A 19,059-nucleotide genomic window follows, 5' to 3' on the forward strand; every position below is an offset into this window, starting at 1 on the left:
GGCGCCATCCGGCGCCCCCCCTTTTTTCGTTGCTTAGCGGCTCGCCGCCAGGTCGAAGAGCCGACGCTCCTTGAGGGTCGCGTAAAGCTCGGGCCTAAAGTCCGGGTGGGCGATGGAGACGAGGGCCTCGCCCCGCTCGCGCAGGCTCAGGCCGTGCAGGTTGACCATGCCGTACTCGGTGGCGACCCAGTGGACGTGACCACGGGTCGTCACCACACCCGCCCCCGGCTTGAGGGTCGCGGCGATGCGCGAGACGGTGCCCTTGCGGGCGGTGGAGGGCAGGGCGATGATGGGCATGCCGCCGCGCGAGAGGGCCGCCCCGCGGATGAAGTCCATCTGGCCGCCGATGCCGCTGTAGATCCGCGTCCCCATGGAGTCGGCGCAGACCTGACCCGTCAGGTCGATCTCGATGGCGCTGTTGATGGCGACCATCTTCTCGTGCCGGCGAATGAGGGCCGTGTCGTTGGTGTAGTCGCAGGGGTGGAACTCGACCGAGGGGTTGTCGTCCACGAAGTCGAAGAGGCGCTGGGTCCCGTTGACGAAGCTCGTGACGAGCCGGCCGGGATGCACGGCCTTGAAGCGGTTGGTGATCACCCCGGCCTCGACCAGATCCACCACCCCGTCCGAGAACATCTCGGTGTGGATGCCCAGCTCGTGCTTGTCCTTGAGGGCGGCCAGCACCGCGTCGGGGATGCCGCCGATGCCCAGCTGCAGGGTCGAGCCGTCCGTGATGGCCGCGGCGATCCGCTCGCCGATGGCGCGCTCCACCGGCCCGATGGCAGGCGGTTCGTGCGCGACCAGGGGACGATCGGTGAGGATGAAGGCGTCCACCTCGCTCAGGTGCACGAAGCTGTTGCCATGGGTTCGCGGCATGCGGCGGTTGATCTCGGCGACCACGATGCGGGCCGAGGCGACGGCCGCCTTGGCCGCATCCACCGAGGTGCCCAGCGTGCAATAGCCGTGGGCATCGGGGTACGAGAGCTGCACCACCGCCACGTCCAGGGGCACCTGGCGCGACTCGAAGAGCCAGGGAATGTCCGACAGGAAGATCGGCACGAAGTCCGCCCGCCCCTCGTCGATGGCCGTGCGAACGTTGGCCCCCGCGAAGAGCGAGTAGGAGCGGAAGCGATCCACGTGCGCGGGGTCGGCGAAGGGTGCCGGGCCGCCCTTATGCAGGTGGTAGAGCTTGACGTCCGAGAGATCGCGGCGCTCGCACAGGGCCTCCTCCAGCGGGAGGGGGCTCGCCGCTGCGCCGTGCAAGAAGACGTTCATCCCGCTGCGGACGTGGGCGATCGCCTCTTCGGGGGTGACGGCGCGTTGCTTCCAGTCGGCTTCGAGTGGCATGGCTTCTCCTTGAGAGGGGCGGGAACGATCCCATCATGCCGCGACCGGCGCGCCGCCTCAAGCGTAGTTTACACCGGCTCGGGCGAGAGGCTCAGCAAACCGGTTCCGCGCAGGCGCTCGGTCTGAGAGCGGGTCAGGTGGGCGATGAAGGCCTGGGCGCGGTCGGTCTCGGGCCGGGTGAAGAACGTCGTCGGGTCGGTGTCCTCCACGATCCGGCCCTGGTCCATGAACAGTACCCGGTCGGCCACCTTGCGGGCGAAGCCCATCTCGTGGGTCACCACCAGCATGGTCATCCCGCCCCGGGCGATGTCGTTGATGACCGTCAGCACCTCGTGCACCATCTCGGGGTCCAGCGCCGAGGTGGGCTCGTCGAAGAGCATGACCCGCGGGCGCATGGCCAGGGCCCGCGCGATGGCGACCCGCTGCTGCTGGCCGCCCGAGAGCTGGGCGGGATAGGCGCCGGCCTTGTGGCCCATCCCCACCCGGCCCAAAAGCTCGCGCGCCTGCGCCTGGGCCTCGGTGCGGCTCAGGCCGCGGACCTGCATGGGCGCAAGGCACACGTTCTCCATGACCGAGAGGTGCGGGAAGAGGTGGAAGCCCTGGAAGACCATCCCCACCTCTTGGCGAATCGCACGCACGTCGGCCTGCGACCCTTGCAGGTCGCGGCCCAAGACGCGGATGGCCCCGGAGTCGATCTCTTCGAGCCGGTTGATGCAGCGCAAGAGGGTGCTCTTGCCCGATCCGCTCGGCCCCAAGAGGACGATCTTCTCGCCCGGCGACACCCGCAGGTCGACCCCCTGGAGGATCCGGGTCGCGCCGAAAGCCTTGTGGACGTTCTCGATGACGATCATGCCTTCGCTCCTCTCGTCACGCGCGGCGCAGCCGGTTCTCGGTCCAGCGGGCGAAGAGCGCCGCCGGGTAGCTGATGACCAGGTAGATCAGGGCCGTGACCAGGCCCAGGCCGATGTAGTCGTAGGTCGCCGAGGCGAGCATGCCGTAGGCCTTGGTCAGTTCCACCAGGGTGATCACCGAGACGATCGACGAATCCTTGAACAGGGCGATGAAGTCGTTGGTCACGGGCGGGATCGCCACCCTGAGCGACTGGGGCAGCACCACGTGGCGCAGGAGCTGGAAGCGGCTGAGGCCCAAGGCGAGGCTCGCCTCGGACTGGCCCTTGGGCACCGCCTGGATGCCCGCGCGGTAGTTCTCGGCCTCGTTGGCCGCGTAGTTGAGGCCGAGGCCCAGCACCCCCGCGACGAAGGCGTCGAGCTGGATTCCGAGCGTCGGCAAGCCGTAGTACAAGAGGTAGAGCTGAATCAAGAGGGGCGTGCCCCGCACGATCTCCACGTAGGCCGTGGCGAAGAAGCGCAGCGGCGCCGGCCCGTAGATCCGCATGATCGCAAGCAGCATCCCCCACGCCATCGCGAGCAGCATCGCGAGCAGCGAGATCTTGACGGTCATGACCGCCCCCTCGATCAGCATGGGCAAGAAGCGCTTCCAGGAAGCCCCCCCATCCGGGGCGACGGGCTGGGTGTCGTGGAAGGCCGAAAGCTTCGCCTGGGCCGGGGTCCACATGTCCCAGCCGCGCAGGATCTTCTCCAGGGTGCCATCGGCGATCATGGCGTCGAGGGCCGCGTCCACCTGGCGCTTGAGGGCCTCGTCCCCCTTGCGCAGGGCGATCGCGTAGTAGCCCTCGCCCATCGGCGGCTCGACGAAGCGCAGCTTGGCGTTGCCCTTGGCATAGTAGGCCGCCATGGGCCGATCGGCGAAGACCGCGTCCAGCCGGCCGATGGCCAGGTCCTGGTACAGGGCGAACATGTCCGAGTAGAGCTTGGCGTCGACCCCGCCCAGCTTGTCGAGCATCCGGTGGGCGGCCGAGGCCGTCAGGGTGCCGACCCGCTTGCCCTTCAGGTCGTCGAAGACCTGGACGCGGCTATCGTCCGTGCGCACCACGATCTGCTGCTGGAAGACGTAGTAAGGCCGGCTGAAGAGGGCCCCGCGCTTGTGCTCGTCGGTCAGCTCGATGCCGTTGATGGCCAGCTCGAAGGTGCCGCGGTCGAGGGCCGGGATGAGGCTGTCCCAGTTGGTCTGGACGGGCTGCATCTCGCGCCCGAGGTGCGCGCCGAGGGCGTCCGCCAGCTCCTTCTCGTAGCCGATGATCCGGTCGGGATGTTTCGGATCGGCGAAGGTGTAGGGGGCTCCCCCCTCCAGGTCCATCCCCCAGCGCAGGGGGGTCGCCTGTGCGGCTCCCTCGCCGAGGACGGCGAAGACGGACAGAAAGACGGCGAGGACGCCGACCAAGAGCGCGTTTTTCAACTCCGGGGGGAACCTCCAGGGCATCGACAGGGGCAGGGCACGGAAGACCTTATACCCAAAAAGCGGACAAGCATGCGCCGGACGCCAGTCAAATCGCGAGTTTGGAACCAAGGCCCGGCTGCCGCTTGGATCGTTCGAGGCCCGCGGGTATCATCCGCGTCGGACCCACCGCGTCCTGCGACTGTTCCAGACGGCGCCTGCGGCTGTTTCAACAAAGAAAAGGGGAGTGCCATGGCGGACATCACCTTCAAGCTCAAGGAGCACCCTGCCCTTGATGCGGCAGAGCGTCTGGTCGAGCGCCTCGAGCAAGAGCGCGGGGTGACGTCGGCCATCCTCGACACCAGCCGCGCGCGGCTCTTCGTTACCTTCGACGCCATGCGCACCGGCGACATCGCCCTCCAAGCGGTGATCGAGCAAGAAGGCTTCCACGTCGAAGAGGAGAGCGAGACCCTGGGCTACGACACCGAGGAGCCCGGCTACACCGAGCTGGCAAGGGAGCGCCAAACCGAAGAGGCGCGCGCCGTCGACCTGACCCGCGACGCCGAGATCCCCTGGTATCACCAATAAGCGGGGGATCCGGCGCCTTGCCGCCCGCCCCAGGCGGGCCGTAAGATGAGAGGGTGATTGCGCAATTCCTCGGCCGCACAGCGGCCGCCCTGCCCCGCGGGCCCGAAGGCCTCGTCTGGTGGCTCGTCCTCGTCCAGTCGCTCGGCATCACGGCCGTGCTGCCGGTCCTGCCCCTCTACGCCAACGAGCAAGGCGCCGACCTCCACTTCGTCGGCCTGATGGTCGGCGCCTACATGGCGACCAACCTCGTCTGCCAGTACCCCGCCGGCTGGCTCTCGGACCGCTTCGGCCGCCGAGGCCTCATGTTCGCGGGGCTCGCCGCCTACGCGCTGGCCTCCTTGGGCTTCCTCTTCTTCCGCTCTCCCGAGGCCTTCGTGGCCCTGCGGGGGATCGAGGGGATCGCAGGCGCCTGCTTCACCCCGGCGGCCCTCGCCTACGTGGCCGATCGCGCTCCTGAGGGCGAGCGAGGCCAGCGTCTCGCCCACCTGACGGTGGCCCAGAACGGCGGGATGCTCATCGGGCCGGCCCTCGGCGGCGCCCTCGCCTCGGTCTTCGGGCTCGCTTCGCCCTTTCTCGCCCTCGCCGTCCTGTGCATGGTCGGCGCCCTCATGACGGCCAAGCTGCCCGGCGCCGGGCGCGCGGCGGCCCAGGCGCGGCACCTGGCGCAACCGACGGGCGGGAGGCTCTGGGCCGAGGTGCGCTGGCCGCTCTTCGTGGGGCTTGCCGCCCGTGCGCTCGCGGGTGGCTTTGCCATGGGCCTCTACGAATCGGTCTGGGCCCTCTACCTCAAGGACCTGGGGGCCACCACCTGGCTCATCAGCATGAGCTGGACCGCCTTCGCCCTGCCACCCATCCTGCTCGCGGGCATCGCCGGCCGCCTCATCGACTCGCAGGGGCCGTCGCGGCTGGTCGTGTGGGGGACCCTCTTCTCGTCCTTGCTCGTGGCCTCTTACGCGCTGACCGACCGGATCGAGATGGTGCTCTTCCTGAGCGTGATCGACGGCATCGGCTTCGCCTTCGCCTATCCCGCCCAGAACGCCCTCACGGTACTGGTCTCGCCCGAGGCGCTCCGTGGCCGGGTGATCGGGCTGATCGCGGCCATCTCGACCATGGGGGCCCTGGTCGGCGCGGTCGTGACCCCGCCTCTCTTGGGCAAGGGGCCCATCTGGTGCTTCGGGGCGGGCGGGATCGTCCTGTTCGTCTCGGGGGCGATCCTCGCCGGAGCCGTCGCGATCGAGCGCGGCAAGACGCAACTCGCCCCGAACTCCCCCTAAAAAATTACCCCCTGGAAGCGCTAGACTTCCAGGGGGCTTTTTTTGCGGACGCTTAGGGCGTCTTGGCTCCTTGCTTGAGGGCCTTGCGCAGCAGGGACTGCTGAGTGCGCAGGGCTTCCAGCTCCTTCTCGAGCTCCTCGGCCGAACGGCTCGCGAGCAGCTCGGAAACCTTGATCTTGTGCTCATGCTTGGATTCGAGGGCGTTGATACGCTGATCGAGCTTCGCGATGCGGGCGTCCATCGAGGCCTGAAGCGCATCGCGCTTCGCGCGCAGCTCCTGGACCAGCTCGTAAGGCGAACGACGCGAGCGCTTCGCAGCCGCGGCCTTGGCGGAGGAAGCGGCTGCCTTCTTGGGCTTGGTCGCAGTAGTGGACTTGGTACGAGGCATTAAGTTTTCCTCCATCACAGCGGATTAAGAAACGAATTGCAATATCGTTGCTGGAATTACTCTAACAAAGCGCGACCTCCCACGCAATATCTCGAAACTTGATTGACTCGCGATCTTTTGGAGGCTTTTTGCGCGAAGCAGGTGAATAACGTTTGATAATCTTGCGCGCCTGCAGGAAAACAAGCGTTCGATCGTCGCCAAGTCCCGCCTAGCAATCGATCGTGGTAGCATGGGCGAGAAGGAGCCCCGCTCCGCCTCTCGAAGGGCCCGTTTCAATCGCGAGGGCGAGGGGAAAATTGGAACCATGACGCAAGAGGACGCTTCCATGCCCCCATCCCAGGAGGTCGAGCGGATCGAGCGGGTCTACGCCGAGCGCGCGCGCCGGCTGCCCGCCGATTTCTACTCGATCATGAAGCCCGGCAATCTCTACCGCCTCCAGCGCCGCGAGCGCGACCTGCTCGCCCTGCTCCACCGGGAGGGGTTCGCCGACCTGGACGGGGTGACGGTGCTGGACGTGGGGTGCGGCACGGGCGACGACCTGCGGCAGATGCTGCGCTACGGCGCGCGCTCCGAGCACCTGGTCGGGGTGGACGTGCAGAGCGATCGCCTCTCGCGGGCCCGGGACCTGTCGCCTCATCTGCGCTTCGAGCTGATCGACGGCGGGGTACTGCCCTTTCCGACGGGCTCCTTCGACCTGGTGATGCAATCGACGGTCTTCTCCTCGATCCTTGATCATGGCGTGCAGGCGCGACTCGCCCAGGAGATGCTGCGGGTGCTTTCACCCGGCGGCGCCATCATCTGGTACGACATGCGCGTCACCAACCCGCGCAACTCCAACCTGACGCCCTTGACGCTCGATCGGATCGAAGCCCTCTTCCCCGATTGCGAGCTGCACCTCAAGCCCCACACCCTCATCCCCGCCCTGGGGCGCCGCCTGGCTCCCTTGAGCTGGACCCTCTGCCGGGCCCTCGAGGCCCTGCCGCCGCTGCGGGGACACCTGCTGGGAGCGATCCGACCCCATGGCACCGTTCGTTCGTAGCCTGCGCGGGCTCATCCCCGTCTTCGACCTGGCGGTGGCCGCGATCGCGTACCTGGGGGCGTTCTACCTGCGCTTCGACGGGGTGATCCCGGTCGCGCACATCTCCCAGTTCTGGATCTTCTTCGCGGCCCTGCCCCTCTTGCGGATGCTCGTGAACTTCCTCTTCGGCATGTACCGCCACGTCTGGCGCTACATCGGGGTGCGCGAGGCCATGGCGATCGCCCTGGCGGTGCTGACGGGCAGCGCCATCTTTTCCTTATTGCTCTACGTCTCGAACAACGCGAGCTTCCCACGCTCCATCGTCTTCATCGAGGCCCTCCTGAGCGTCATGATGCTGGGCGGGGTCCGCTTCGGCATGCGGTACTGGGCCGAGGTCACCCCCGGGCCCAAGCAATCGAATAGCGTCCGCACCCTCATCGTGGGGGCGGGGGACGCCGGCGAGATGCTCGCCCGCGACATCCTGCGCCACCCCGAGGGGGGCCTGGTGCCGGTGGGCTTCGTGGACGACCGCAAGGAGAAGCACGGCCTTAGGATCCACGGGGTTGCGGTGCACGGCGATCGCCATGCGATCGCAAGCCTGGTCGAGCGTCTCAAGGTCGACCTGATCGTAGTCGCCATGCCCTCGGCCCCCCAGCGGGTCCAGAAGGAGATCCTGCGCCTTTCGGCCGCCACCCCCGCCCGGGTCCAGACCATCCCCGCCCTGCAAGAGATCGTCCAGGGCACCGTCTCGATCAGCCACCTGCGCGACATCCAGATCGAGGACCTCCTGGGCCGCGACCCGGTGGTGGTGGACCAGCGGCTGCTGAGCTACCTGCCCGGACGCCGGGTGCTGGTCTCGGGGGCCGGCGGCTCCATCGGCTCCGAATTGTGCCGGCAGATCGCGGCCTTCGGCCCTTCCTCCTTGGTCCTCTTCGACCAGGCCGAGAACCCCATCTACCACATCGAGCAGGAGCTGCGCGAGCGCTTCCCCGACCTGCCGGTGGTGCCCGTGATCGCCGACATGCGCGATCGCCAGCGGGTCGAGGCGATCTTCGCCGCCGAGCGGCCCGAGGTCGTCCTGCACGCGGCGGCCCACAAGCACGTGCCCCTGATGGAGGCCAACCCGGTCGAGGCCGCCGCCAACAACGTGTTCGGCAGCCTCAACCTGGCCGAGGCCGCCCACGCCGCCGGGGTTTCGCATTTCGTCTTGATCTCGACCGACAAGGCGGTGCGGCCCACCAACGTCATGGGCAAGACCAAGCGGTGCGCCGAGCTCATCCTCCAGAACCTCGCCGGATCGAGCGCCACCCAGTTCGTCGCGGTGCGCTTCGGCAACGTGCTGGGCTCCAGCGGCAGCGTGGTGCCCCGTTTCCGGCGCCAGATCGCCCAGGGCGGGCCGATCACCGTCACCCACCCCGACATGACCCGGTACTTCATGACCATCCCCGAGGCCGTCACCCTGGTGCTCCAGGCGGCCACCCTCGGGCGCTCGGGCGAGGTCCTGATGCTCGACATGGGGGTGCCGGTCAAGATCCTCGATCTGGCCCGCAACCTGATCAAGCTCTCGGGGCTGCGCGAGGACGACGTGGAGATCGTCTTCAGCGGCATCCGCCCCGGCGAGAAGCTCTACGAAGAGCTGCTCATCACCTCGGAGGGCACCCGCCCCACCGAGCATCCCCAGGTCTTCGCCGCCAAGGCCCAGCACCCGCCCGATCCCCACTGGTGGGGCGGGGTCATGGCCCGGCTGCAGGAAGCCGTTCAGCTCCAGTCCGCCCACCAGGTCCGCGCCGTCCTCGACTCGGTCATCGCCCGGGACGGCTTCCCCGAACCCCTCGCCTCTCCAGGGAGTGACGCATGATCGACGCCGCCGTCTCGCAAATCCCCTTCTCGCCGGCCCTCATCGGGGACGACGAGATCGCCGCCGTCACCGAGGTGCTCAAGAGCGGCTGGATCACCATGGGGCCCAAGACCAAAGCCTTCGAGGCCGCGATCGCAGGCTACGTCCAGGCCCGCCACGGGATCGCCCTCAACTCCTGCACGGCGGCCCTGCACCTGGCCCACCTGGCGAGCGACATCGGGCCCGGGGACGAGGTCGTCACCACCCCGCTCACCTTCTGCGCGAGCCTCAACACCATCATGCACGCGGGCGCCAAGCCCGTGCTCGCCGACGTGGACCCCTTCAGCCTCAACCTCTCGGCCGAAGGCGTCGAGAAGGTCCTCACCCCCAGGACCAAGGGGGTCGTGCCCGTCCACTACGCCGGCAACCCGGTGGACATGGATCCGCTGATGGAGCTTGCGCGCGACAAGGGGCTCGTCGTCACCGACGACGCGGCCCATGCGCTCGGCACCTTCTACAAGGGCCGGCCGGTGGGGTCCTTGGCCGACTACACCGCCTTCTCGTTCTACGCCACCAAGAACCTCGCCACCGGCGAAGGGGGCATGCTCACCACCAACCACGACGAGGCCGCCGACCAGATCCGGGTGCTCGGCCTGCACGGCATGAGCCGCAACGCCTGGAAGCGCTACACCGGGGCGGGCTCCTGGTTCTACGAGGTCGAAGAGGCCGGCTTCAAGTACAACATGGCCGACCTGGCCGCCGCCCTGGGCCTTGCGCAGTTCGCCCGGTTCGAGGCCATGCAGGCGACCCGCAAGGCTTACGTCGCGCGCTACTTCGAGGCCTTCAAGGACCACCCGGCCCTCGAGCTGCCGCCGCTCGCCGACGAGGCGCGCGGTGACGTGCACGCCTGGCACCTCTTCGTGCTGCGCCTGCGGCCCGAGGCCCTCAAAATCGACCGCGACGCCTTCATCGAAGAGCTCAAGGCGGTGGGCGTCCAGACCTCGGTCCACTTCATCCCCGCCTCGTACCACCCCATCTACCAGCGCACGCTCGGGGTCAAGGTGGGCGACTTCCCGGTGGCCGAGGACAGCTACCGCCGCATGGTCTCGCTGCCGCTGTCGCCCGCGCTCAAGCCGGAGCAGATCGAGGCGGTCTGCGAGCGGGTGCTCGCCATCGCCGACCGGCACCGGAGGTAGGGCGTGTACCGCGTCTTCAAGCGCCTCGCCGACATCCTCGGCGCCCTGATCCTGCTCATCCTTGCGAGCCCGGTCCTGCTCTGGGCGGCGATCGCCATCCCCCTCGACTCGCCGGGCAGCCCGATCTTCACCCAGCAGCGGATGGGCAAGGGCGGCAAGCCCTTCACCATCTTCAAGTTCCGGACCATGCGCAAGGGCGGCGAAAGCGGCCCCGTGCTCACCCAGGTGGGCGACAGCCGGATCACCAAGCTCGGTGCCTTGCTGCGCCGCACCTCGATCGACGAGTTGCCACAGCTCTTCAATATCCTGAAGGGGGACATGAGCTTCATCGGGCCGCGGCCCGAGGTGCCGTCCATCGTCGAAGCCGAGTGGAGCGAGGACGACAAGGCCCGGGTCCTCTCGGTGCTGCCCGGCCTCTCGGGCTGGGCCCAGATCCACGGCCGCGACGACCTGGACATCCCGACCAAGCTCCTTTACGACCGCGAGTACGCCGCCCGCATCGGCCTCAAGCTGGACCTGTTGATCCTCGTCCGGACGCCCATCCTGCTCTTGACGGGCACAGGGATCAAGTAAGCCCTTTCAGGCTTCCGGCGCCGGACCGAAACGACCGCGCAGGCCGGGCACCTTGGAAGCGATCGCCCTGAGCGCCACGCGATCCGCCGGGGTGACGGCCCCGGTGAGCCACAGGATGAGCGCAAAGGCGAGCATGCCGAGCGCCGGCGCGACGAAGAGGGCCACCAGCGGCGGACAGACCCGCACCGCCGCGTACACCGGCACCCCCATCCCCACCGACGCCATCAAGAGGTGCAGCACGCTGCGGATCGGAGCGCCCGCTCCGGTCTGGGCGTGGGCCACCCGGATGCCCGGGTAGAGGCTCGCGAGCTGCGCGAGGCCGTTGGCCAAGACCGCCCCCCAGGCCCCGTACCGCGGGATGAGGAACCACGCCAAGAGCAGGTTGAAGGCCGAGACCCACAGGCCGATCCGGACCATGAGGCGCTGGGCGTCCGTGCTGTACAGCACGCTCGATGCGGGGAAACCGTAGACCATCACCAGGGCGTTGAAGCCGAGAAGCGCCCCCAAGAGGCCCGCGACCGGCTCGTAGCCGGGCCCGTACAGCACCGCCACCAGGGCAGGGGCGATCAAGGCCCCGCCCACCGCCACCGGCAGCGCGAGCATGGCCATGTAGCGGCAGCTCTCCTGGTAGATCCGCCCCACTCCCTCGCGATCGCCCTGACCCATGGAGCGCGACATGCTGGGGATCAAGAGGCCCACCAGGGTGCCGGGGATGAGCTTCATGGCCATGGTCGCGAGGCTGAAGGCCATGCCGTAGAAGGCCACCTGGCGCGCGGGCGAGAAAGCCCCCAGGAAGAAGACCTCGGAGCGCTGCCAGACCACCGCGTCCAGCACCAGCATGATGAAGACCGGCCCCTGGTAGGTCCGCATGGCCCGGCGCAATTCGCCGTCGAGGGGCGCGGCCCACCAGTTCGGCTGCCAGCGCCCAAGCAACACCAGGTAGACCAGCACCCCCAGCGCCGAGGCGAACCCCGTCGCCCCGACCAGGCCCGCGAGGCCACCCCCCTGCCACAGGGCGAGGACGGTGCCCGCGAGCGAAGCCAGGGCCGTGACCCCGGTGACGGCCGCCACCTGGTCGTAGCGCTGCAGGGCCTGGCAAGCCGCCGTGTAGAGGGCGAGCAAGGCCATGGGGATGACCGAGGCCCCGCCGACCGCAAGACCCATGGAGAGCTCGGGCCGCCCCCAGGTCGTCACGGCCCAGGGCCCGACCCCCGCCATCAGGAGCGAGACCGCAAAGCCGCAGAGCAGCACCTGGCGGCTGGAGAAGGCGAGCATCCCCGCCGCCTCCTTCGGGTCGTCGCGGCCCAGGGCCTCGGCCATGTACTTCATGGTGGCCGTCACGTAGCCCAGGTTGGCGAACAGGCCCGCGATCCCCACCCCCCAGACCAAAAGGGTGTAGGCCCCCATCCGGTCGGGCGCGAGCAGGCGCGCCACCAGCGCCGTGACCCCCACCCCCAGCATGGAGGTGATGGCGATGGTCAGGAAGTTGAAGGCGGTATGACGGGCAACCTTAGTCGGTGCTGACATGAGACTCCTCGATCGGTAGGCGCTTGATCACGCGGGCCGGGACGCCGGCGAGCACGCTGCCCGCCGGAAAGCTCGCGGTGACGACGGCGTTCGCCCCCACCACGCAGGAATCGCCGAGGCTCACCCCCTTGAGCACGGTCACGTTGCAGCCGAGCCACACGTTGCGCCCGAGGCGCACCGGGGCCACCTCGTAGCCCTGCTCGGCCACGCTCAGGCCGGCGGTGCCGAAGCGGTGGTCGTGGTCCCGGATGCTGACCCGCTCGGCCAACAGGCAGTCGTCGCCGATCTCGATCGCATCCAGCACCGAGAGGGTCGAAAAGGCGCCGATCAAGACCCGCTTCCCGATGCGCAGGCGGCCGTCCACCTTGAGCTCGGCCCCCATTCGCAGGCGGCTCCCCTCTCCGACGTCGACCTCGGCCGTCTCACCCAGCCGCCAGATGACGCCGGGCTCCACCTCGGCGTCGGGCGAAAGCAAGAGCCGACGCTGATGCTCGTGCTCGAGCAGCAGGCGCTGGGCCCGCGCTCGCCAGCTAGCGATCCGGCGATCCCAGTAGGCGACTGGGATCGCAAGGCGCAACAGGGGTAAGGGCAGGTTCATGCGTGCCTCCCTTTGGCGTGACGGGCCCGGGCCTCCAGGTAACAGGCGGCGGTCCGCGACGCGAGGGCCCGGTGATCGAAGGCCAGCGCCCGCGCGCGGGCCCGCTCCCCCATGGCCTGGCGGCGCTTGGGGTCCGTGGCGAGCAAGACGAGGGCCTCGGCCAGGGCCTTGGCGTTCGCAGGGGGAACGAGCACCCCCTGCATGCCGTCCTGGACGATCTCGGGGACCCCGCCCGCCGCGCAGCCGATGACCGGCTTCCCCGCCGCCATGGCCTCCAGGTAGACCAGGCCGAAGGGCTCGAGGCGGCTGGGGGCCACGAAGAAGTCGCAGCCCGCGTAGAGCTCGGGCAGCTCGCGGTGGTCCCGCGGCCCCAACCAGTGCAAGCGGCGAGCGTAGCCCGTCGCCATCAGGCGCGAGGCCAGGTGCTCGCGCAGGCTGGTGCCGTCGGGGGCGGTCATGGTGTCGCCGCCCGCCACCGCCAGGTGCAGGCCGCTCACCTTCGCAGCGGCCGCTGCGAAGGCCTCGACCAGGGTATCGGCTCCCTTGCGGCGCTCGATGCGCCCGACGAAGAGCGCGAGCGTCTCCGTGGGCTCGAGGCCGAGCGAACGCTTGAGGGCCGGGGCCTCCTGCACCGAGAAGCGCTCGACGTCCACCCCCAGGTGCAATACGTCGATGGCCTTGCGGGGAATCCGGTAGTCGATGGAGACGGCGTCCGCAAGGGCCGCGCTGTTGGCGAGCACCATCGAGGCGTGACGCAGGGCCCTGGCCTCGAGGCTCGAGGCCAGGCGCGCATCCAGGGTCATGGGCAGGTCGTTGAGCCGGCGCACCAGGGCCAGGTGGGTGTGAAGACGCACCACCAGCGCGGGCAGGGTCCGGCCGGGCTTCAAGAAGAGCCCCCCCGCCATCCACTCCGGCACCTCGATCACGTCGAAGGGGTGCTCGGCGTGCAGGGCCCGCACCGCCTCGGCCGCATGCCGGGCCCACGGCAAGAGAGCAGTCGAGAGGCCCCATGCCCGGTTGAAGGCAGGCAGTCGATAGCGACTGGGGAAGGCGAGGCCGTGGTAGCACGGCCCCTTCTCCTCGGGGACGGGGGCCACCGGCAAGAGGACCCGCACGTCATGGCCCTCGTCCGCCAGGGCCCGCGCCAGGGTGCCGGTATAGGTCCCGATCCCCCCGGCGCCGACCGGCTCGGGACAGAGCAGGCCGATCCGCATCAGCCCACGCCCGCCAGGTTCTGGTTGGCGCTCTCGCGCTTGCGCGCCGCCTCGCGCTCCAGGCCGAAGTGCCAGTTGGTCGGCGCATGCCAGACGGCATGCTTTGCCAGGCGAAGGGCCGCGAAGGGCTTGACGAGAGGCGAGGCCTCCCGGAGGGCCCGCTGCCGTCGGGTCCACTCCAGCTCGCCCTGGGCCCAGCGGTAGGCGAGCTTCACCTTGGCCTTGTCCAGGTGCCGGGTCCGCACCACGCAGGCCGTCCCGCCCAGCTCGTGGTAGTTGCCCGTCTCCGTGACGTGGCCGAGCTCCTCGGCCTCCTTGCGGTAGACGGTGCCCAGGTACGGGGTCATCAGGGAGACCGAGTAGTTCATGGGCAGGGCCTGGGCCATGCGGACGGTGGCGACCACGCTCTCGAAGGACTCCGAGGTCGAGCCGACCACCATGAACCCGGTCAGCTCGATGCCCAGCTCCTTGCAGCGCGCGATGTTCTTGAGGGTCAGCTTGAGGGCGTCCGGGTGCTGGCGGATCTCGCGCAGGATCGCAGGATCCGCCGACTCGATCCCCGTCATGAGCCGGGTGAGGCCGCCTTTGGCGAGCACGTCGAGGGTCTCGGGGTCCAGGCTCTCGAGGTCGGTCTCGATCACCCACTTGAAGCCGTAGGCCCCCTGGGTCATGGCCTCGGCGATCGCCCTCAAGCGCTTCTTGACCAGCCCGATGTTGGGATCGCGCGCCTGCAAGAAGCGCGCCCCCAGGGCCTTGAGGTGGTCGAGCTCGGCCTTCACGCTCTCCAAGGAGCGCGCGCGCCACGGGCCGCCCTGGTGGACGTAGTAGGGGCACATGGAGCAGGCCTTGGGGCAGCCGCGGCTGGTCAGGACGTAGTAGGTGGCGCCCGCGGCCGTGCCGTCCGGGCTGTAGCGGCGCATGTCGAGCAGGTGCCAGGCCGGGAAGGGCAGGGCGTCGAGCTGGGCGACGTCCTGCAAGAGCCAGCCGCCCGGCGCGAAGGGGACCTTGGGGGTCCACACCTGGGCGTGGTGCTTGCCCGCGAGGAAGTCGGCCACCAGGGCCTCGGGCTCCCCGAAGAGGGCCCCGTCCAGGCCGCAGGCGTCGAGCCAGCGGGTGTGAGTCGTCTGGATCACGTTGCCGAAGACGAAGACCTTCACGCGGGGCAGGACGGTCTTGATCACCTTCGCGATCGAAAGGTCCTCCTTGAGGGTCGGCAGGCTCAGCCGGACCCCCACCGCATCGGGGGCCTCCTTCTCGAGGGCGATGAGCAGGTCCGTGCGCTTGAGGCGCTCGGCACAGGCGTCGATCACGCGGACCTCGTGCCCCTCGCGCTCGGCGACCGCCGCCGCGTACATCATGTCGAGGGGTGGGGTGAAGGCGCGGTAGCGATAGCGGCGGTTGATGGGGAACATGGTGCCGAGACCGCCCGCCTTGTCCCGATCGCTGATATAGCCCGGAAGCTCCGGCGGGTTGATCAGGTGCACGCGCATGGGACCTCCTTGGAGTGTCGAGGGCACTCTTACGTAGAGCGGCCGATACCGGCGTAGGCGAACCCGGCGGCTCGGACCTCGCCGGGCGAGAGCGCATTGCGCGCATCGAGCAAAAAGGGTGTCCGCACCTGCCGGCGCAGGCGCGAAAGGTCGAGCTCCGTCCAGGCCGCACGCGCGTCGAAGATGAGCGCGTCGGCCCCTCGGGCCGCCTCGTAGGGGCAGGCGGCGACGACGAGCGCCGGGCAGCGGGCAGCGGCGTCGCGCCCCCCCTCGGGGTCGTAAGCCCGGACCTTGACCCCGATCGAAAGCAGGTGCTCGGCCAAATCGAGCGGGAGAGAGGCGTTCCCGTCGTCGGGCGCCGCATCCAGGCCCATGAGGACCACGGTGCGGCCCTTGAGGACCTTGAGATGACGCTGGAGCTTGGTCACGGTAAAGGCCCGCCGCTTCGAGAGGGTCGCCTGCGCTGCGCGCAGCACCCCGGGCGTCTCGCCGTACTCCTCGGCCAGGCGATTCAAGGCCGCAAGCTCCCCGGTCGCGGCCCGCTCGCCCCAGGCCCAGCCGCCCGCGCCCGCCAGGCGAGGATCGAGCCCCAGCCCCAGGGCGAGATCGGCCTGAGAAGCGCCGAAGCGCTCGCAGAGCTGCGTGAGCTCGTCGGAGAAGGCCGCCCGGGTCGCCAGGAAGGCACTGGCGGCGAAGGGGACGAGCTCGGCGGTCGCCGGGTCGGTCGCGACCAGGGGGATCCGCTCACTTCCGCGCCACGGCGCGTAGAGGGCCCGCACCGCCTCGAGCGCTCGGGGGGCGGTGGCCCCTACCAAGAGGCAAGGGGGCTCGAAGGCGTCGCGCAGGGCGCTACCCGCGCGCAGGGGGCCCGGCAGGGTGACCACCTCGAAGGCCGGCGCGCGGGCCGGCGCCCCGGCGCGGACCGACACCCCCGCCGCCTCGGCGAGCCACATGCCGACCCAGGCCGCGCAGCCGATGGGGATCATCCCCTTGAGGGCGATCAGGGTCTCGCCCTCAAGGGCCGCGCCCACCTGCTGGGCCGCACGGCGCAAGGCCGTCAGATCGGGCTCGCCGGAGCTCGAAGGGGGTGTCTCGATGGCCATCAGGACCACGTCCGCCTCGGCGACGCTGGGCGCAAGGGCGGTCGAGAAGGAAAGGTTTCCCGCCATGTGGTGAAAGGCGAGGAGCCGCCCGAGACCGGGCTCGCGAACGCTCAGCTCGCCGCGCTCCAGCCGAGAACGGCGCTCGGGATCGTCGGCGATACACCGCACCCGGTGACCGATCTCGGCGAAGAAGGCGGCCATGACCAAACCCTGCCGGCCACAGCCGACGACGCATACCCGCATTCGAGCCCTCCCGCATCCCATGGTCGGATCGGCTCAGATGGTACAATCGATCCCCGCTCGCGACGAAGGGCGCGCGCGCCCAAAAATCCGGTGCGCGTCGCCACAGGAAGGCTCGGTAGGATGCCAGATTTCGAGGTCGTCGTCCCCGCCACCTCCGCCAACATGGGCCCCGGCTTCGATTGCTTGGGCCTCGCGCTGCCCGTCTACAACCGCTTCCGCATCGACGTAGCCCCGGCTGGGGCCCCTAGCTACCGATTGATGGGCGAAGGAGCGGCCGAGCCGCTCGAAGCCGGGCGCAACCTGTTTCTCGTTGCTGCCGAGCGGCTTGCAGCCGAGGTCGGCACCTCGCTACCCCCGCTCTCGGTCGTCTGCGAGGCGGCCATCCCGCTCGGGCGCGGCCTCGGCTCCAGCGCAAGCGCCGTGGTCGGCGGGCTCATGGCCGCCAACCACGTGCTGGGCGAGCCTCTCGCCCAGGCCGACCTCTTGCGCCTCGCCACGGCCCTCGAAGGCCACCCGGACAACGTGGCACCCGCCCTGCTGGGGGGCGTCTGCCTCGCCCTGGAGGGCGAGGGGGGGCTAATCGTCGAGCGCCTCATGGTGGCCGAGGAGCCGGGGCTCGTGGTCGCCGTTCCCGCCTTCGAGCTCGCCACCGCGATCGCCCGCGCGGCCTTGCCTTCGCTTGTTCCCCATGCCGATGCGGTCTATAATGTGGGGCGCGCGGCCCTGCTGGTTTCCGCCCTCTTTTCGGGGCGATACGAGCGCTTGGCCGAGGCCCTCGCCGACAGGCTCCACCAACCCTATCGCGCCCCATTGGTCCCCGGCATGGCCGAGGTGACGCGCGCGGCGCGCGAGGCTGGAGCCTGGGGAACGACCCTCTCGGGGGCCGGGCCCACCTTGCTCGCCTGGTGCCCCGTCGAGGGGCGCGACGCCGTCGCCCGCGCGATGGCCGAGGCCTGGGCGGAGGCAGGGATCGTCGCTAGGGCCTTTCCGAGTGCGATCGCCGCGCAGGGCGCCACCATCCATCCGGCCGCATAACGGGCCGTCTCGAAGAGGATCACCCATGGCCTTGATCGTTCAGAAGTTCGGCGGCTCGTCCGTCGCGGACGTGGAGCGGATCCGGCACGTCGCGCGCCGGGTCGCCCAGACCCGCCGCGAGGGCCACGACGTCGTGGTCGCGGTCTCGGCCATGGGCAAGACCACCGACGGCCTCGTCGGCCTCATGAACCAGATCTCGAGCGCCCCCTCCCCCCGCGAGGTGGACATGCTGCTCTCCACCGGCGAGCAGGTCTCCATCGCGCTGCTCGCCCAGGCCCTCATCGAAGAGGGCGTGAGCGCCGTCAGCCTCACGGGCTGGCAGGCGGGGATCACCACCGAGCCCGTCCACCGCAACGCCCCCATCAAGACCATCGACACCCGCCGGGTGAAGGGGCTCCTGACCGAAGGGTACGTGGTCGTGGTCGCGGGCTTCCAGGGCGTCACCGAGGCGGGATCCATCACCACCCTCGGCCGCGGCGGCTCGGACACGACCGCCGTCGCGCTCGCCGCGGCCCTCTCGGCCGACTTCTGCGACATTTTCACCGACGTGGACGGGGTCTACACCGCCGACCCGCGCGTGGTGAAGGATGCTCGGATGCACGCCGAGATCTCCTACGACGAGATGCTCGAGCTGGCGAGCCTGGGCGCCAAGGTGCTGCACCCGCGCTCGGTCGAGTACGCCAAGCACGCCAAGCTGGTCCTGCGCGTTCGGTCGAGCTTTAACGAGGGGACCGGGACGGTCGTCAAGGGGGTGGATCAGTTGGAACAGTTGAACCCGGTCACCGGCGTCACCGCCGACCTCAAGCAGGCCAAGCTCGCCGTCCTCCAGGTGCCCGATCAGCCCGGGGTGGCCGCCCAGCTCTTCAACGCGCTCGCCAAGCAGCACATCGACGTGGACATGATCATCCAGACCGAGCACACGACGGGCGGCTCGGACCGTACCGACATCGCCTTCACCGTCAGTGAGGGGGACCTCTCGAGTGCTCGGCGCGTCGTCAACGAGGTGGCCGAAAGCCTCGGCGCCTCGGGGGTCATCGCCGCGGGCGACGTGGCCAAGGTCTCCATCGTGGGCGCCGGCATGATCAATCACCCGGGCACGGCGGCGGCCATGTTCTCGGCGCTCGCCGACGAGGGGATCAACATCCAGATGATCTCGACCTCCGAGATCAAGGTCTCGTGCGTGATCGCGCGAGACCAGGCCGAGGCCGCCGTCCGCGCCCTGCACCGCCGCTTTGCGCTCGGCGCGGTCGAAGCCCCGCTCTCGCCCCAGCCGTAACCCTTCTCTCTCGACGGACCGCCTTGGCGGTCCGTTTTCTATTGCGGGGCCGGGCGCAAA

The 19,059-nt window shown here is 69.5% G+C and carries 17 protein-coding genes; 8 read left to right on the forward strand and 9 right to left on the reverse strand.

Translation table 11 applies throughout. The annotated features are described in order from the left end of the window. Window positions 1-33: 33 nt before the first annotated feature. The 3 genes from J7643_12300 to J7643_12310 all read right to left on the reverse strand — a co-directional run bounded on the left by J7643_12300 (window position 34) and on the right by J7643_12310 (window position 3,660). Window positions 34-1,344 (reverse strand): acetyl-CoA hydrolase/transferase family protein, encoded by a 1,311-nt coding sequence (locus J7643_12300; GenBank protein MBO9541362.1) that lies wholly within the window; start codon window positions 1,342-1,344, stop codon window positions 34-36. A gap of 68 nt (window positions 1,345-1,412) precedes the next feature. Next, window positions 1,413-2,195, reverse strand: a complete 783-nt coding sequence (locus tag J7643_12305; protein ID MBO9541363.1) for an amino acid ABC transporter ATP-binding protein — start codon at window positions 2,193-2,195, stop codon at window positions 1,413-1,415. Window positions 2,196-2,211: 16 nt separating this feature from the next. Beyond that, window positions 2,212-3,660: an ABC transporter permease subunit gene (locus J7643_12310; GenBank protein ID MBO9541364.1), complete on the reverse strand. Its 1,449-nt coding sequence runs from the start codon at window positions 3,658-3,660 to the stop codon at window positions 2,212-2,214. 231 nt (window positions 3,661-3,891) lie between these two features. Between J7643_12310 and J7643_12315 the strand changes: the two genes are divergently transcribed. Both J7643_12315 and J7643_12320 read left to right on the forward strand, forming a co-directional pair. Then, window positions 3,892-4,227 carry a hypothetical protein gene (locus tag J7643_12315; protein MBO9541365.1) on the forward strand — a complete coding sequence of 112 codons (336 nt, stop codon included), beginning with the start codon at window positions 3,892-3,894 and terminating at the stop codon, window positions 4,225-4,227. Window positions 4,228-4,280: 53 nt separating this feature from the next. Beyond that, a complete protein-coding gene (locus J7643_12320) occupies window positions 4,281-5,501 on the forward strand; it encodes an MFS transporter (GenBank protein ID MBO9541366.1) in 1,221 nt (406 codons plus the stop codon). Between the two features lie 52 nt (window positions 5,502-5,553). Here J7643_12320 and J7643_12325 read toward each other — a convergent pair whose 3' ends face one another. Continuing rightward, window positions 5,554-5,889 carry a hypothetical protein gene (locus J7643_12325; GenBank protein ID MBO9541367.1) on the reverse strand — a complete coding sequence of 112 codons (336 nt, stop codon included), beginning with the start codon at window positions 5,887-5,889 and terminating at the stop codon, window positions 5,554-5,556. Window positions 5,890-6,214: 325 nt separating this feature from the next. Between J7643_12325 and J7643_12330 the strand changes: the two genes are divergently transcribed. Genes J7643_12330 through J7643_12345 form a run of 4 tightly spaced genes read left to right on the forward strand, consistent with a single transcriptional unit; the run spans window position 6,215 to window position 10,513 of the window. Next, window positions 6,215-6,928 (forward strand): class I SAM-dependent methyltransferase, encoded by a 714-nt coding sequence (locus tag J7643_12330; GenBank protein MBO9541368.1) that lies wholly within the window; start codon window positions 6,215-6,217, stop codon window positions 6,926-6,928. Continuing rightward, window positions 6,909-8,765: a polysaccharide biosynthesis protein gene (locus J7643_12335; GenBank protein MBO9541369.1), complete on the forward strand. Its 1,857-nt coding sequence runs from the start codon at window positions 6,909-6,911 to the stop codon at window positions 8,763-8,765. The genes J7643_12330 and J7643_12335 overlap by 20 nt, the downstream gene beginning before the upstream one ends. After that, window positions 8,762-9,940 carry a DegT/DnrJ/EryC1/StrS family aminotransferase gene (locus J7643_12340; GenBank protein ID MBO9541370.1) on the forward strand — a complete coding sequence of 393 codons (1,179 nt, stop codon included), beginning with the start codon at window positions 8,762-8,764 and terminating at the stop codon, window positions 9,938-9,940. The genes J7643_12335 and J7643_12340 overlap by 4 nt, the downstream gene beginning before the upstream one ends. A gap of 3 nt (window positions 9,941-9,943) precedes the next feature. Beyond that, complete coding sequence (locus J7643_12345; protein MBO9541371.1) at window positions 9,944-10,513, forward strand: sugar transferase; 570 nt, start codon at window positions 9,944-9,946, stop codon at window positions 10,511-10,513. Window positions 10,514-10,519: 6 nt separating this feature from the next. Here the strand turns inward: J7643_12345 and J7643_12350 are convergent, their stop codons facing one another. The 5 genes from J7643_12350 to J7643_12370 are packed head-to-tail and all read right to left on the reverse strand — an operon-like array spanning window position 10,520 to window position 16,688. Then, the gene (locus J7643_12350; GenBank protein MBO9541372.1) at window positions 10,520-12,040 is read right to left on the reverse strand and encodes an oligosaccharide flippase family protein; all 1,521 of its coding nucleotides are present in this window, start codon (window positions 12,038-12,040) and stop codon (window positions 10,520-10,522) included. Further along, window positions 12,024-12,638: an acyltransferase gene (locus J7643_12355; GenBank protein ID MBO9541373.1), complete on the reverse strand. Its 615-nt coding sequence runs from the start codon at window positions 12,636-12,638 to the stop codon at window positions 12,024-12,026. Before J7643_12355 ends, J7643_12350 begins: the two co-directional genes overlap by 17 nt. After that, entirely contained in the window at window positions 12,635-13,852 is a 1,218-nt protein-coding gene (locus tag J7643_12360) for a glycosyltransferase family 4 protein (GenBank protein ID MBO9541374.1), read from the reverse strand. The genes J7643_12355 and J7643_12360 overlap by 4 nt, the downstream gene beginning before the upstream one ends. Beyond that, a complete protein-coding gene (locus J7643_12365) occupies window positions 13,852-15,342 on the reverse strand; it encodes a radical SAM protein (protein ID MBO9541375.1) in 1,491 nt (496 codons plus the stop codon). The genes J7643_12360 and J7643_12365 overlap by 1 nt, the downstream gene beginning before the upstream one ends. Window positions 15,343-15,371: 29 nt before the next feature. Continuing rightward, window positions 15,372-16,688, reverse strand: coding sequence for a UDP-glucose/GDP-mannose dehydrogenase family protein (locus J7643_12370; protein MBO9541376.1), 1,317 nt, complete (start codon window positions 16,686-16,688; stop codon window positions 15,372-15,374). Between the two features lie 120 nt (window positions 16,689-16,808). Here J7643_12370 and J7643_12375 point away from each other — a divergent pair, with 120 nt between their 5' ends. Together J7643_12375 and J7643_12380 are read left to right on the forward strand one after the other, a co-directional pair. Beyond that, entirely contained in the window at window positions 16,809-17,723 is a 915-nt protein-coding gene (locus J7643_12375) for a homoserine kinase (protein ID MBO9541377.1), read from the forward strand. Between the two features lie 25 nt (window positions 17,724-17,748). After that, window positions 17,749-18,999 (forward strand): aspartate kinase, encoded by a 1,251-nt coding sequence (locus tag J7643_12380; protein MBO9541378.1) that lies wholly within the window; start codon window positions 17,749-17,751, stop codon window positions 18,997-18,999. The last annotated feature ends 60 nt before the right edge of the window (window positions 19,000-19,059 follow it).

This window comes from bacterium (assembly GCA_017744355.1).
Classification (GTDB): domain Bacteria; phylum Cyanobacteriota; class Sericytochromatia; order S15B-MN24; family UBA4093; genus JAGIBK01.